Source organism: Streptomyces sp. NPDC017993, assembly GCF_044328065.1.
Lineage (GTDB): Bacteria > Actinomycetota > Actinomycetes > Streptomycetales > Streptomycetaceae > Streptomyces.
The window spans coordinates 107,006-121,446 of sequence record NZ_JBIRGO010000002.1 but is presented as its reverse complement, the minus strand read 5'-3'; the positions used below and the strand labels follow the sequence as shown (position 1 = coordinate 121,446).

Below are 14,441 nucleotides of genomic sequence, written 5' to 3'. Positions count from 1 at the left end.
GGCCGGTGGGTGATGCGCACTACCGAGGATGCGCCGGTTTTGTCCGGCATAAAGGATGAGGTCACAGTCACAGCCTCGGCTTACGGCGTCCTGACGCGGCGTGGGAAAGGCTGGGAGACCGAGACTCGCCTGTATCGCCGGGATCCCCAATCCTGGAGTACCAGGTTCCGCATCCCTGTGGACAAAGGAACCGGACGAGGCCCCGGGCCGTCGGCCGGCACAGTCGTGAAGCTGAGGAGAGAGCTGTGAGCACCGAGAACGAGGGAGCCCCCGGCCCGTCGGAGGCCAAGCCGCCGACGGGGCCGCAGGCATCGGACAGCGCCCCCGCGTCCGCCTCCGGCGCCCAGACTCCGGATGCCCCGCCCGCGCCGTCCGCTCCTCCCGCGGCGCCCCCGCCGCCGGACTTCGCACCGAACGCCGCCGGTGCCCACGGTGCCCCTGGTGGCGGTATGCCGGCGGCCGCGTATCCGGGTGCCGACCGCGCAGCGTCCGACACGGCCCGGATGCCGACGACGCCCGGCGGATCGTCTGCCTCCGGCGCCCCGGGCTGGGGGCATCCGCACGCCACCGGTCCCGGCGCCCCCGGCGCCCCGGGTGAGCCCAGCGCCCCGCTTCCCGCCTACGCGACGGCCGGACACGGCTCGTCCGGCGGCAGCTGGGGCACGCAGCCGCCCTACGGGGGCGGCGACCCCTGGGGCACGCCCGGTGGGCCGCCCAAGAAGCGCAACGGCGGACTGATCGCGGCCGTCCTGGCCGCCGCGCTGGTCGCGGGCGGAGTCGGCGGCGGCATCGGCTTCTGGGCCGCGGGCCGCGACGACGGCACCTCGACGACGGTGACCGCATCCGGCGACCCCGAGGCGCTGAACCGCAAACCCACCTCGGTCTCGGGGATAGCGCAGAAGGCGCTGCCCAGCGTCGTGACGATCGAGGCGCAGGGTGCGACCGGTGAGGGTGGCACGGGCACCGGCTTCATCTACGACAAGCAGGGCCACATCCTCACCAACAACCACGTCGTCGCCGGCGCGGCCGAGGGCGGCGGCAAGCTCACCGCGACGTTCTCCAACGGCAAGAAGTACGACGTCGAGGTCGTCGGCCGGGCCCAGGGCTACGACGTCGCCGTCGTCAAGCTCAAGAACGCCTCGGGGGCCGCGCTCAACCCTCTGCCGTTGGGCAAGTCCTCCAACGTCCGGGTCGGCGACGCCACGATCGCGATCGGCGCCCCGTTCGGCCTCTCCGGCACGGTCACCACCGGCATCATCAGCGCCAAGGACCGCCCGGTGGCCTCCAGCGACGGCGGCGGCACCAGCGCCTCGTACATGAGCGCCCTGCAGACGGACGCATCGATAAACCCCGGTAACTCCGGCGGCCCCCTGATGGACGCCGGCGGCAACGTCATCGGCATCAACTCCGCGATCCAGTCGGCCGGCAGCGGCGGCGGCATGGGCGAGCCCCAGCAGTCCGGCAGCATCGGCCTGGGCTTCGCGATCCCCATCGACCAGGCCCGGCGGGTCGCCCAGGACCTCATCAAGACGGGCAAGCCGATCTACCCGCAGATCGGCGTCCAGGTCGCCATGAAGGACACCGGCAACGGCGCCACCATCGCCCAGACGGGCAACGACGGCTCCGACGCGGTGACCCCGAACGGCCCTGCCGCCAAGGCGGGCCTGAAGCCGGGCGACACCATCACCAAGCTCGACAACACGGTGATCGACAGCGGCCCCACCCTGATCAGCGAGATCTGGCAGCACAAGCCCGGGGACCAGGTAACCCTCACCTACAAGCGCGGCGGCAAGGAGCAGACGGCCGAAGTAACCCTCGGGCAGCGCACGGGCGACAAGTGACGCGCTAGGCTGATCCCGCGACACCGCCCGCCGGTGTCGCGGGGAGGCTTGCCCGAGCGGCCTAAGGGAACAGTCTTGAAAACTGTCGTGGCGGCAACGCCACCGTGGGTTCAAATCCCACAGCCTCCGCCGAGGTCAGCGAACTAGCTGGTCAGAAGGGGTGCCCGAGGGGATCGGGCACCCCTTTTGCGTTCACGGCCGTACGCGCTGCGGGTTTCCCGGGGCCGGAGAACGGCCATGCACCCAGGCAAACGTCAGCGAATGCGGCCCTGAACTCACAACGCAGTCACACGTCGTGCTGCGTGCCCGGTGCGCGCGGCCTGGCGGGGTGCTGTTGCCAGACCGGGCGCATGGTGCATCCGAACCCAGCGCAGTGGATTTGGCAGCCCCGACGGACCCGACGTCGGGGCTGAGCCGTGCCGTCCACGACCGAGATGGCCGTGACGAGCGGGAGCACTTGGCGCCTGCCCATGAGCCGCAAAGATGGCTGATCCTTTGCGAGCGACATTCGGCCCTGAAGGCCGACCGATGAGGGGTATCGGAGGTCAGCCGAATGGGGTGGAGCCGGGATGGGGCGTGGCGCCGGGGAGCTGCTCCGCCACCACCTGCGGCGCTGTTGGGGCGTAGGCGTGGTCGTCGATTTTTGTCCCTCCGGGCGCTTGGTAGGCCGGGGAGGTGACGGTGAAGCTGATGAGATCCTTCCGCGATGCGCTCGGGTGGCGGTTCGCGTTCTTGCGTTCGCTCCTGATCAGCAGCTCGGCGAAGACCTTGTATCCGGTCTTCTCGTGTACGGCTCGAAGCTGAGGCTGCTTGGCCTCGGAGTTCGCAGGCTCGTAACTCTCGATCTCCCAGCCCGCCGCAGGCATCTTGTCGACGAGCCTTTTCATGCCGCTGCGCAGCTCGTCGGGTGAGGCATCGGCGATCGACCACGCGTCATTCGTGTGGAAGGTGTTCTCCGCGCTGTCGATGGTCGTGATGAGAGCGCCGGGCGAGCCCGTCTGGCCGCGAACGGCGGTGAGTTCGAGGAGGCCGTGAGAGACCTCGCCGGCCGTCTGCTCTGCCGCTTCGGGCTTCATGGTCTGCAGGTCCTCCGCGTCGGTTCCGCCGAACAGTGAGCATCCACTGAGCAATAGAGCGAGCAGGAGACCGCACGCCAGTCGTGGTGCGGGAAGCCTGCGTCGGTAGCGTTGAAGCGCCTCAGTCATCTCGTGACACCTCGTCATATTGGCCCGCGATCACGCGGGCTTGATTGCGGAGGCTTTCTGAGGGGTCCGTCTGCGCCTCGTCCTTGTAATTCCAGTAGTCGGTATGGCTGCTGGTGTCGGTCTCCATCTGGTTCGCGCCGAACAGATCCTGGTCCGGGGTCACCCCGTCGTACTCGCCCCACCACCGCCACTCGCGGGGGGCATGAGGTGTGGCGCCGCCGAGTTCGGGGACCCAGTCGTTGGTGCCTGTCTCGTTCCAGACGTGGCCCTTGTCCACGTCCAGTTCGCTGGCCCGGCCGACCTGCATCCCGGGGCTCCCTGCGACCACGATGTCGTCGGCGTGGACGTCTCCCTGCCGTGCTGCCGAGCCGATCACCACGGACCCGTAGCTGTGGCCGACCAGCGTCGTATGGCTGGGGGAGTCGCCGTCGTGGGTGGCGCGGGTGCCGTCGATGAATTGATTCAGGAGTGGCCCGCCTGCGTTCGCCTTGTCGCTCTCCCTGGCGTCACCCATGATCTCCTGGGGCGCTTCGTAACCGAGCCACGTGACGGTCGAGACCTTCTGGCCCTCGCTGAGTTTCGAAGTCTCCCGCCACAGCGCGTCGGAGCGGTCGAGGTCGCCTCCGATGGTGGGGACATTGGTCGCGGTACCAGGGACGTAGACGGCGGTGTGGTCGGCGGTGTCCGGATTGCCGCGGGCGACGATCGCGCGGCCGATCCCCTTGTCATCGAAGCCGAGGAGATACCCGTCCGGCAGGCCCTTCTCGCCACCCTTGTCCAGATTCGACTGGATGGCGTCGGTGCCGTCGGAAAGCCCTTGAAGGGTTTTCCGCTTCTCGTCCCATTCTTCCCACTCCGGGTTCGGCCTGCGGACGCTCTGGTCGATAGCTATCCACTTGTCCGGCTCGTCCTGGAGGTGCTGGTTGAGCTTCATCTGCGTGTCGGCATGGGACTGACGCAGGCGGCCGCGGTTGGCCTCGTCACGGACGTCTGAGGGGATTCCGTCGAGCGCGCCGATTTGCCCCGGGTAGAGGGCCTGGTACTCCTGCTGTTCCTCGTGGCTGAGGCCCCGCCACCAGGAATTGACGTCCTTGGGCTTCGTTCCCTTCTTGGGAATGGAGTCGAGCCCCAGATCACGGCCGGCGGCCTTCCTGACCGCCTTGGAGTCGCGGGCCGCGTCGAGCCACATGCGGTCGTCGATTGTCAGTCCGCGGCCTGTTTGGAGGCGGTTTATTGTGCTTGCGTACTCCTGATCTATCTCGGTGGCCCTCTTCACCGCTTGGGTGATGTGTTCCTGGATCTCCTGGGCCCAGTGGATATTGGGGTCCGGGCCGGTGTTTCCGCCCGCGTGGGGATCGTCGGTGCCCTCGCCGGAATATTCGACGGTGCCGTCGTCATGCACCGTGTACTTGCGGGACTCGGCCTCCTCCAGTGCCTCGATGAGCTTGCGGCGCTCGGCCGCCAGCCCGGTCGCTGCGCCGTCCAGGGCTGTGCGGATGAGGCTGGTCTGCTGGGCGGCGTACTGGAAGTTCTGTCCCAGCCTGTCCATGCGGCCCTGTGCGGCGTTGGCGTCGCGGCCTTTCCAGGAGCCTTGGAGGGGGCGGCGGATGACGGTATCGACCCAGTCCATGTAATTCGAGCAGCGGCTCATCATGACGCCCCACTCTTCACTGGCCCTATGGCTGGGCTCGGACTTGTAGCTCTGCAGCTGGCGCATCGTGACCATGGGGCATCAACCGAACGGGTTGGGACGGGAGATCGACCTGCCGAGAGAGCCCTCTGTGTCGGGGCCGCCCTCTACGGAGGGGATGCTGATGCCTTGGTTCCGGCCTGGGCCGCCCTCTACGGAGGGGATGCTGATGCCTTGGTTCCGGCCTGGGCCGCCCTCTACGGAGGGGATGCTGATGCCTGCGTCCCGACCTCGGCCGCCCTCTACCGAGGGGATGCTGCTCTCCGGGCGCGGACCTGGGCCACCCTCTACGGAGGGGATGCGAATGGCCTCTCGCGGGTCCTGGTACACGCCCCCAGCGGCCGGTTTGGCATTCTGCATCTCATCGGCCGTCCATTCCTCACGCGTACGGACCGGCGTGGTGGAATTCTCGGACCCGATGAGGCCGGGAGCCATGGCGGTATGGGCGGGCTTGGTGTGGACCTGCCCCGAGCCCCCGTCGATTCCGGACGCTGGTGCGCTGAAGCTTTGCGCGACCGATTCGTCGTTACTCTCATGGCTTTTTGCGGTGGCCTTGAGCAGCTCGGATATCTCGCCGCTCTCTTTGCCTATGTCGTCCAGACGTCCCATCCAGGATTCAAGGGCCAGCTGGACTTGCGTGAGGTAGGTGAATCCCTGGCCACTCGCCATGATTCCGTGGTGTCCGGATTCCAGCTGTTTGCGTCCCGTGCTCATACCGGACTTCATGTCTGAGGCGGGTGCTGCTGCCGAGCGTAACGCTCTCGGATCTATCTCTGTGGTACCGCTCACTGTCCTTCGTCCCCCGTGGTGAAGCTGCTGTGTGAGTTCCGGTGCGTGTAGGTCCAACTACCGTAAATTATCAGTGGTTTAGATGCGCCGGGGTGTACTTTACAGCGATTTGATCAACTGTGGATCGGTGTGCGCACAGGGCGTGGCCAGCCGATGCCGGGTGCTCGTCGAAGCCGGCCGCGGCGCAACTCACGCACGACCGTCCCCCGGGGCGACCATCGCCACCATTGCGCCGAAGCGTTGGGACGGCGAGCCGAGTTGTCGGCCGTCGATTCGCGATTCGGCGCTTGCTGAGGACTGCTCATCGAGGGGGAGGCCGGCCATGAGTGGGCGGTATCGATGTGTGGCGGCCCTCCACGCACCGAAGGGTGCCCGAGTGGATCGGGCACCCTTCGGTGCGTTCGTTCTGTCTCACCTCGGGTCGCCCATATCCCGCCACGGGTCAGGGCGTTCGGGCCGGCGGCGGGCCCGGATTTCGAGAATGGCAGGCGCTTCGCCCCCGGCTCCTGCTCGATCAAGGCTCCGGGTGCGCGTGGCGCGTGGCGCGTGGCGGTGGCGCGTGGTGCGCGGGCCTACGGGTGGTACTTCTCCTCGACCGTCTCGCCGGCGCCGGACTTGGGGTTCATGGTGACGCGGACGGTCACGCTGCCGGTCTTCGCGGCCTTCTCCAACTGGTCCACGGTGCACTTCGAGGTGCCGTAGCCGTCGTCGCCGAGGGACACGCTGCCGGGGTCGTCGGAGCAGATCGAGGCCGCGCCGAGGATCTTTGTGGCGTTGGCGACGAAGAACGCCTGATCCGTGCCGCCGCCCTCGGGCTTGACGATCAGCTTGCCGGGCGCGAGGTACTCCAGCGTGCCGACGATCGTGCGGTGGTTACCGGCCTCGGCGACGCCACCCCCGGCGGTGGCGGACGGCGCCGTGGTGGACTTGCCGCCGTCCTGGCCCTGCGAGCCGGAGTTGTCCGAGGAGGAGCCGCCCGTGGGCTGGTCCGAGGCGTGCTGCGAGTCGGACGCGGTCGAAGAGTCCGAGGAGCCGGCGGCGCCCGCAGTCCCGGAGTCCGGTCCACAGGCTGTTGCCCCCAGGCCCAGTGCCGCCGCGGCGACGATGGCGGCGGCGAAGCGGCGGCCGGCGCGGCCGCGGAGGCGGTTGGTGGCGGTGTTCATCGTGTACTCCTGTTGCTCTGTTCTCTCGTTTCGCTCCCGGACGATCACCAGCTTCGAAGATCGGGTTGGCGTTCGACTAACGGACGGCTAATGCGGTGCAGTGACGCTGGGCAGTGCGCTTGCCGCCGACGACATCGCTGTCGGAGACCGGCCGGGCCGCAACGGAAGGTTCAACACCAGACGTTCAACACCAGACGCTCAACACCACTGGGGGGACGCGATGTCCATGCGAGTGACGCACGGGTTACCGCTTGCCCGGAAGACGACCCTGGGGATCGGCGGCCCGGCGGCGGTCTTCGTCGATCTTCAAGACCTGGCCGACTTACCCGAGTTCGTCGCACTCGCCGCAGACTTCCCGGGCGTGCCGACCTGTCTGGGGGACGGCACCAATGTGCTGGTCTCCGACGCGGGCTGTTCGTCGCCGGTGCTGCGGATGAACACGCAGGGCGTCCGGTTCATGGGGGAGGTGGCCGACGGGCGGACCCTGGTCGAGGTGCAGGCCGGCCACTCCTTGCACGAACTGGTCGACACCGTCGTTCGGCGTGGGCTGATCGGTATGGAGATGCTCGTGGGCATTCCTGGGACCGTCGGTGCCACGCCCGTTCAGAACGTCGGCGCGTACGGGCAGGAGATTTCCGAGACGTTGGTCGAAGTGACGGCGTGGGACTGGGTATTGAGCCGACGCGTCACGCTGGGCGCGGCGGCCTGTGGGCTCGGGCATCGCACCAGCATTTTCAAGGGGGCCGGCCGATGGACCCTGCTGACGCTGGTCTTCGCCTTGCGGAAGTCCGCGCTCTGCGCTCCCCTCACCTACCGCGTGGTCGCCGATCGGCTCGATGTGCCGGTCGGCAGCCGGGTGCCGCCGATCGAAGCGGCCCGAGCGGTGCTGGCCGTCCGGAGGGGCAAGGGCATGGTGTTGGGGTGCTCCGGCGCGGACCGGCGGTCGGTCGGCAGCGTCTTCTTCAGCCCCGAACTGACCCCGGCCCAGGCCAGGCGGCTGCGGGACGAGGGCGCGTCGATCAACCGCTTCCCCGACGGCTCGGCCAGGGTGAGTGCGAGTTGGCTGATCCGGCGGGCGGGCTTCGCCCTCGGCGGCCCGATTGCCGAGGGGGTGCGCGTCTCGTCCCTGCACCACACCTTGGTGGCCGACGAGGGTGCGAGCGCGGCGGGGTTCACCGAAGCCATCGATGTCGTCGTCAATCGGGTGCTGGAGTGCACCGGCGTGCGGCTCACGCCGGAAGTCGACTTTCTCGGCGACTGGCCTGAGGAAGAGGACGTGGCCGGCTGAGCCGGTCACGACGGCACGGGGGCAGCAGGCGCCATGGCAACTGCGCTGCTCGGTGGGGGCGTCCGGAACGGACGAAGGGGCCGCGTCCGCCGGACAGTGGCGGGCGCGGCCCCTTCGGGCTCTGGGGGAGCTTCAGGCAGGCGGCCTGATGACCGGATCAGTCGTCGTCGCCGTCGTTGTCGCCCTGGTCGTCCTGGTCGACGTGCTGGTTGAGGACCTTGCCGCCGGCGGCGTCGATGGTGACGTCGTGGCTCTTGTGGTCCTTGCCGAGGACGTCGACCTCCCAGACGGCGGAGCCGTTGCGGTCGTTGTCGTCGAGGCTGTAGGAGACGACGGTGCCGGGGACGGCCTTCAGGGCCTTGTCGATGGCCTTGTCGTGGCCGATCTTGTCGGCCTTGACCAGGGCCTGGGTCTCGGCGGCGTCCTGGGCGGCGTCGTCGTCGCGGTCGGTGTGCTTGTTCAGGACCTTGCCGTTGCCGGCGTCGATGGTGACGTCGTGGTTCTTGTGGTCCTTGCCGAGAACGTCGACCTCCCAGATGAGGGAGCCGTTGCTGTCCGCGTTGTCGAGTTCGGCGGAGGTCGCGGTGCCGGGGACGGCCTTGAGGGCCTTGGCGGTGGCCTCGGACTGGCTGATCTTGTCGGCCTTGACCTGCGCGCGGTCCTTGGCGGTGTCGTCCAGGTGACGCTCGCTCTGGGAGAGCTGGACCGAGGAGTGCGGGGCCGGGGCGTCGTCGTCCGCGAAAGCGGTCGCGGCACCCGTGCTGCCGATCAGTGCGACGGCGGCAGCCGTGGCGAGGACGACGGCGCGGGGGGTGAGCGTGCGCTTGGCGGTGGCCTTCATGGGGACGTTCCTCCGGATCGTGTTGCGGTGTGGTTCGGTCGGCGGGCCCTGTCGCGCCCTTCCGACATTCACCACAGTGCCGATCGGAACCTGAACACAGCCTGAAGTACCTGAAGCGCTCTTCAGGTGCGGACCGGGAACGGGCGAAGGGCCTCCTCCGAATGCTCTCGGCAGCGGGGCGAACCCCCCTTGTCCGTCACGCTGTTGCCGGGGTGTGCCCGGCTGCTACTTCGCGGGGGTCCGGCCGGTGCGAGGGTTCCGCTGGAAGCCGCTGCGGGCTTCTACGGTGGGCAGGAGGCGCTGGTCGGGTCCGTAGTCCTCGCGCGGATGCATGAGCAAGGGCTCGGTGGTCTCGATGGTGCGCAGGCGTTCGGCGTAGGCGTCGAGGAGGTCCTTGCGTTCGGACTCGTCGGCCGGGCGAGGGGCGAAGGCGATGAACGGCGGCAGCGGGGTGAAGCCCAGGTAGTGGAAGATCCCGTTGTTGACCGGCCACAGCAGGTGATGGATATCGCCTTCGACGCCATCGGGGGCGTAGGTGTCGGCCGAGGTCCCGGTGGTGCAGCTGACCATGGCCTTGCGGCCGAGGAAGACGCCCTTGGCGTGCTTGCGGCCACCGCCGTAGGCGAAGCCACGGGCCACGACCCGCTCCACCCGCCCCTTGAGGATCGCGGGCATGGAGAACCACCAGATCGGGAACTGGAAGATCATCAGGTCGCACCGGACGACCTTGGCCTGCTCAGCGGCCACATCCGGCGGGTACGTGCCGGTGTCGTACTGGTGCTCCTGCTCCACATCGACCTGGAGCCGGTCGCGGTCCTTGCGCATACGGCGAAGTCGTCGGCGTCGGGGATCGCCTTGAGCCCCATCCCGTACAGGTCGCTGACCTCCACTCGTGCCCCTGGGCGGTGCGGGTGGCCACGGCGGTGTCCTTCAGGCGGAGTTGAAGGAGGCGGGCTAGGGGTGCGCGTGCACGATCAGGACCTTCATGTGGTGCTGCGCCGGGCGGTGGGACGGTGCGCGGTGGTCACGGCGACGGTGTTCGCGCCGACGATCACCGCGATGGCGAGCCAGGCGAGGGCATCGAGGTGCTGGCCGAGCACAGCGAGGCCGGCCAGGGCGGCGAAGACCGGGTTGACGCTCATGAACACCCCGAACAGGTGCGCCGGGACCCGGCGCAGGGCCAGCAGGTCGGCCAGGAACGGCACCGCGGAGGAGAGCACCCCGGCCGCCAGCGCGCAGGCCAGCGCCGCGACCGTGGGTGGGTGCTGCCACAGCACCCACGCGCCGACCGGCAGGTAGAGGGCGCCGGAGACCGCCGCGGCCGCGGCGGAACCCTCCAGACCGGGCAGCCGGACACCGACGGCCCGGTTGAGCAGGATGTAGCACCCCCAGCACAGCGCGGCCAGCAGCGCCAGGCCGATGCCCGTGTAGTCGGTGGAGGGCGTGGGCCGCATCAGCACCGCCACCGCGCCCGCGGCCGCCGCCGCGCAGAGCAGGTCGAGGCGGCGGCGGGAGCCGGCCAGGGCCACGGTCAGCGGGCCGAGGAACTCCAGCGTGACCGCCATGCCGAGCCCGATCCGCTCGATCGCCGCGTACAGGGACAGGTTCATCCCGGCGAACACCAGCGCCAACCCCAAAACCAGGCGCCACTGCGCCGCCGTGAACTGCCGCAGCCGCGGCCTGCCCACGACCCCCAGCGCGACGGCGGCCACCCACTGGCGCACCGCCACCACCCCGGCCGGGCCGAGCACCGGGAACGCAAGCGCCGCGATCGATGCCCCCGTCTGGTTGGACAGGCCGCTCCCCAGCATCAGCGTCACCCCGCCCCATCGCCCCGACTGCCGGGAAGCGGCGGAACCGGCGGACGCGGCGGCCTGAGGCAGAACGGCTGGGGAGGGAGCGGAGTCGAGGTGCATATCCCCACGATGGAAGCCTCACCTCGATACGCAAAATGCATTCACGCGGCCTCCTATACGCTGAGCGTATGGATGCGGAACGGGAGAACGCGCAGGCGAAGCGGGAGAGCGCGGCGACGCTGGAGCTGAAGCACCTGCGGTGCCTGGTCGCCATCATCGACACCGGCAGCTTCACCGACGCCGCTCTGCAGCTCGGCATCTCCCAGGCCGCGGTCTCCCGCACCCTCGCCGCCCTGGAACAGCTCCTCGGGGTGCGCCTGCTGCACCGCACCAGCCGCAGCGTCGCCCCCACCACCGCAGGCGTCCAGGTCCTCGCCCGCGCCCGCATCCTGCTCACCGGGGCCGACGAACTCGTCCGCGAAGCCACCACCGGCCACAACCGCCTCCACATCGGCCACGCCTGGTCCGCCTTCGGCCACCACACCACCGAATTCCAGCGCCGCTGGCACGACCAGCACCCCGAGACCGAACTACGCCTCATCCGCCACAACACCCCCACCGGCGGCCTCGCGGAAGGGCTGTGCGACCTCGCCGTCGTTCGCGCCCCCCTCGACCTGCGCCCCTGGTCACACGCCCTGATCGGCCACGAAGCCCGCTATGTGGCCCTCGCCTCGGACGACCCCTGGGCCCGCCGCCGCCACATCCGCCTGAACGAGGTCTCCAGCCGCACCCTGGCCATCGACCGCCGCACCGGCACCACCACCCTCGACCTGTGGCCCGCACACGAGCAGCCCGCCGTCGAGTACACCCAGGACATCGACGACTGGCTCGCCGCCATCGCCACCGGCCGCTGCGTCGGCCTCACGGCGCAGGCCACCGCCGCCCAGTACCGCCGCGACGGCATCACCTACCGCCCCCTGCGCGACGCGCAGCCCGTACCCGTCCACCTCATCTGGCGGACCCACGACCCCCACCCCGCCACCCACACCGCTATCGCCCTTGCCAACGCCCTCTACCGCGAGGACCGCAGCGCCTCGGGCTCCGTGAACAGCCGGCGTTGATCTGAGGCAAAGGACCGAGGTGGGGCTCACCGGCAGCCACGGTTTCCGGGCAATCGCTCGTCGACCCGGAATTCGGGTTCGGCGCCCCCGGCTTGTAGCCTGACGCGCGCCTGTCAACAACACGTAGAGCGTGCGGCCGGGCACACAGCGGACGCCATCCGGTGTACGCACACAGCTCGGCCTCCTGCGGCCGGGCACCTCGGGGGAGCAACGTGAACCGTCGTCATGTTCGTACCGCAGCCGTTTGCGGAGTGGTAGTCGTCGCCTTGACCGGCGCCGGCGGTTGCGCTTTCACCTCGAAGCCGCGGATCGTCGTGCCCAGCAGCTCGCCGACGGCCGAGACGTTCACCGAGCCCGAGTCGGACGTCACCGTCACCGAATGCAAGGTGGACTACGCGGCCGGCACGCTGGAGGCCAAACTGAGCGTGCACAACGGCAATTCCCGGAGTGCTGCCACCTACAACGGCACCGTGGTGTTCAATGACGAATCCGGTGGCTACATCGGAGGGGCAGTGTTCTCCGTGGAGCGTGTGGGCGCCGGTGAGACCCGGCCCCTTCCGGTCGGCGACACGCTCCTCAAGGGAAGCCACGGGTCGAATCACGCCAAGTGCAAGCTCCGACCGCTCCTCAAGCTCGACCTCACCAGCTGAGCCACATGCGGCCCGCGACCGCGCGCTGAATTCCTCATCCGTCGGCGGGGGCCTTGGCGGTGACGGTTATCCGGGCGGTTGCGTTGTCCGGGCGGGGGTCTTTGCCGGGGGCGGCGGGGTGCTTGTAGACGACGGTGACCAGGCGGTTGGTCTTGCCTGTGTCGTCGTTGTAGGTGGCTTTGAGGCGCGTGATGGTCTGGGGCTCGGCCTTGATTTCGTACGTTTTGAGGAAGTCCCGTACGGAGGAATCCTGACTGCCGTTCACCCGGTATCGCAGCACCGCGACGCCATCCTTGAATTGCGCGGACAACGGGACGTAGAAGCGTTGGGCCGGCTTGTGTTGGTCGTGGTGCATCCATGCCAGCCGTTCCACCTGCTCCGCAGATCTGGTGGCAGGTGCCGGCAGGAGGGAGGTGACGCCCCATGCGAGGAATGCCAGGGGGAACAGGACGCAGCTCGCCCGAAAAGCGCGACGTGTGTACGTGGACACGCTCATGGTTTCTCCCTTCTGCTCCATGTCCAGGAGGACGTGCCACCGACCGGAAGGGTTCCGAAGGGGCAGGTGGGCGTCAGTTCCGGGCTTCGCCTGCGTAGGGGCGAAGGCCCTGTCATGGACGGCCTGTTGGGGCGAAGTGGTTGCTGCCGACCCGCATGAAGAGTGGTTGTCACCTCGTGCAAAACTGCTGTTCATGAGTGCCTGTCGCATCCTCAAATTCGTGCCGCGGTACGGGCGTAGGGCCCTCCTCGCGGGCGTTGTGGCGCTGAGTCTGAGCGCCTGTGACGGCGGCGCATCCGACCAGGATTCCCGGGCTGATTACGTGCCGGGGAAGGGCGGAGTCGGCGCGATTCCCGTGGCCGACCGGAAGCCGGCTCCCGACATCTCCGGTGGCACCACACGCGGCAAGTCCTTGGATATCGCCGACTACAAGGGCAAGGTCGTCGTCCTGAATGTGTGGGGCTCGACGTGTGGCCCCTGTATCGCCGAGGCGCCCGATTTCGCCAAGGTGGCGAAGGCCGTCAAAGGCAAGGGGGTCGCGTTTGTGGGCATCAACGTCGGTGATGCGGAGAAGGCGCAGGCCGTCAGCTTCGAGGAGCGGCACAAGACGCCCTACCCGAGTTTGTTCGACCCGACAGCGAAGCTGCTGCTGCGCTTTCCCAAGGGCACTCTCCCTGTGCAGGCGATCCCGGCGACCATCGTCCTCGACCGCCAGGGGCGGCCCGCCGCCCGGACTCTCGGGGCGTTGGGGCAGGACGAGCTGCGCGGGGTGATCGCTCCGGTGGTCGCCGAGAAGTGAGCCGTCCCGGCGGACCTGCTGATGGTCGAGTCCGGTAGCTGACCGATAGGAGGAGCGAGCGGGCCTTGTCGGCGTGCGGGTCGCTCCGACGTTGCGCACAGCCTCCGCCGGCTGGAAACCTGCAGGTGATGCCCCATTTCAGGGGTGGCGGTAGCCGGCCGGGTGTCTGCGTCCGTTTCGGGGTGGGCGGCGGTCCGGAGCCGGTGAGAGGGAGTGGACGTGATGGGTTCGCGGGGTGTGGGGGCGCGGGGCCGGGCCGGGTCCGGGGTGACCATTCGGCGGGCGGTGGCGCGGGACGCCAAGCGGATCAGCCGCATGGTGCGGGGTTCCGGGGCCTACGAAGGGCTGTACGCCGCGGCGGTCGACGGGTACCGGGTGGGTCCGGATTACGTCGAGGCGCACCGGGTGTTCGTGGCCGTGGACGACGAGCGGGACGGCCGGCTGCTGGGTTTCTACTCGCTGGTGGTCGATCCGCCCGAGCTGGACCTGATGTTCGTGGCGGACCAGGAGCAGGGTGCCGGGATCGGGCGGCTGCTCGTGGCGCACATGCGGGGGGAGGCGCGCCGGGCCGGCCTGGCCCGGGTGCGGGTGGTCTCGCATCCGCCGGCGGCCGGCTTCTACCGGAGCGTGGGAGCCCGGCCGAGCGGGACGGAGCCCGCGAATCCGCCTGCCGTGATGTGGGACCGGCCGGTTTTCATGATCGAGGTGGCGGAGGAGTAGGCCGGCGGCCCCGACGGCTCGGCGGAGTGGACGGGGCGCGGT

At 69.1% G+C, this 14,441-nt stretch carries 13 protein-coding genes and 1 tRNA gene; 7 read left to right on the top strand and 7 right to left on the bottom strand.

The features are described from left to right. Nucleotides 1-245: 245 nt before the first annotated feature. Both ACH4FH_RS03595 and ACH4FH_RS03590 read left to right on the top strand, forming a co-directional pair. Nucleotides 246-1,841, top strand: a complete 1,596-nt coding sequence (locus tag ACH4FH_RS03595) for a trypsin-like peptidase domain-containing protein (protein WP_398554080.1) — start codon at nt 246-248, stop codon at nt 1,839-1,841. A 42-nt stretch (nt 1,842-1,883) separates the two neighbouring features. Beyond that, a tRNA-Ser gene (locus ACH4FH_RS03590) sits at nt 1,884-1,970 on the top strand. A gap of 416 nt (nt 1,971-2,386) precedes the next feature. Here the strand turns inward: ACH4FH_RS03590 and ACH4FH_RS03585 are convergent. The 3 genes from ACH4FH_RS03585 to ACH4FH_RS03575 form a co-directional block, all read right to left on the bottom strand. Continuing rightward, a complete protein-coding gene (locus ACH4FH_RS03585; protein ID WP_398554079.1) occupies nt 2,387-3,046 on the bottom strand; it encodes a hypothetical protein in 660 nt (219 codons plus the stop codon). Further along, nucleotides 3,039-4,763, bottom strand: a complete 1,725-nt coding sequence (locus tag ACH4FH_RS03580) for an alpha/beta hydrolase (protein WP_398554078.1) — start codon at nt 4,761-4,763, stop codon at nt 3,039-3,041. The genes ACH4FH_RS03585 and ACH4FH_RS03580 overlap by 8 nt, the downstream gene beginning before the upstream one ends. A gap of 1,334 nt (nt 4,764-6,097) precedes the next feature. Then, nucleotides 6,098-6,688 (bottom strand): hypothetical protein, encoded by a 591-nt coding sequence (locus ACH4FH_RS03575; RefSeq protein WP_398554077.1) that lies wholly within the window; start codon nt 6,686-6,688, stop codon nt 6,098-6,100. A gap of 220 nt (nt 6,689-6,908) precedes the next feature. Between ACH4FH_RS03575 and ACH4FH_RS03570 the strand changes: the two genes are divergently transcribed. Beyond that, complete coding sequence (locus ACH4FH_RS03570) at nt 6,909-7,976, top strand: UDP-N-acetylmuramate dehydrogenase (RefSeq protein WP_398554076.1); 1,068 nt, start codon at nt 6,909-6,911, stop codon at nt 7,974-7,976. A gap of 157 nt (nt 7,977-8,133) precedes the next feature. Here the strand turns inward: ACH4FH_RS03570 and ACH4FH_RS03565 are convergent, their stop codons facing one another. The 3 genes from ACH4FH_RS03565 to ACH4FH_RS03555 form a co-directional block, all read right to left on the bottom strand. After that, nucleotides 8,134-8,817: a PepSY domain-containing protein gene (locus ACH4FH_RS03565; RefSeq protein ID WP_398554075.1), complete on the bottom strand. Its 684-nt coding sequence runs from the start codon at nt 8,815-8,817 to the stop codon at nt 8,134-8,136. A 225-nt stretch (nt 8,818-9,042) separates the two neighbouring features. Next, on the bottom strand, nt 9,043-9,642 hold the full coding sequence (locus tag ACH4FH_RS03560) for an NAD(P)H-dependent oxidoreductase (protein WP_398554074.1): 600 nt from the start codon (nt 9,640-9,642) through the stop codon (nt 9,043-9,045). A gap of 158 nt (nt 9,643-9,800) precedes the next feature. Further along, the gene (locus ACH4FH_RS03555; RefSeq protein WP_398554393.1) at nt 9,801-10,628 is read right to left on the bottom strand and encodes an EamA family transporter; all 828 of its coding nucleotides are present in this window, start codon (nt 10,626-10,628) and stop codon (nt 9,801-9,803) included. Nucleotides 10,629-10,801: 173 nt separating this feature from the next. Here ACH4FH_RS03555 and ACH4FH_RS03550 point away from each other — a divergent pair, with 173 nt between their 5' ends. Continuing rightward, complete coding sequence (locus ACH4FH_RS03550) at nt 10,802-11,734, top strand: LysR family transcriptional regulator (RefSeq protein ID WP_398554073.1); 933 nt, start codon at nt 10,802-10,804, stop codon at nt 11,732-11,734. A 314-nt stretch (nt 11,735-12,048) separates the two neighbouring features. Next, complete coding sequence (locus ACH4FH_RS03545) at nt 12,049-12,384, top strand: hypothetical protein (protein ID WP_398554072.1); 336 nt, start codon at nt 12,049-12,051, stop codon at nt 12,382-12,384. A 34-nt stretch (nt 12,385-12,418) separates the two neighbouring features. Here the strand turns inward: ACH4FH_RS03545 and ACH4FH_RS03540 are convergent, their stop codons facing one another. Next, complete coding sequence (locus ACH4FH_RS03540) at nt 12,419-12,880, bottom strand: hypothetical protein (protein ID WP_398554071.1); 462 nt, start codon at nt 12,878-12,880, stop codon at nt 12,419-12,421. Nucleotides 12,881-13,073: 193 nt separating this feature from the next. Between ACH4FH_RS03540 and ACH4FH_RS03535 the strand changes: the two genes are divergently transcribed. Both ACH4FH_RS03535 and ACH4FH_RS03530 read left to right on the top strand, forming a co-directional pair. Beyond that, nucleotides 13,074-13,679, top strand: a complete 606-nt coding sequence (locus ACH4FH_RS03535) for a TlpA family protein disulfide reductase (protein ID WP_398554392.1) — start codon at nt 13,074-13,076, stop codon at nt 13,677-13,679. Between the two features lie 222 nt (nt 13,680-13,901). Next, nucleotides 13,902-14,399 carry a GNAT family N-acetyltransferase gene (locus tag ACH4FH_RS03530; protein ID WP_398554070.1) on the top strand — a complete coding sequence of 166 codons (498 nt, stop codon included), beginning with the start codon at nt 13,902-13,904 and terminating at the stop codon, nt 14,397-14,399. Nucleotides 14,400-14,441: the final 42 nt, after the last annotated feature.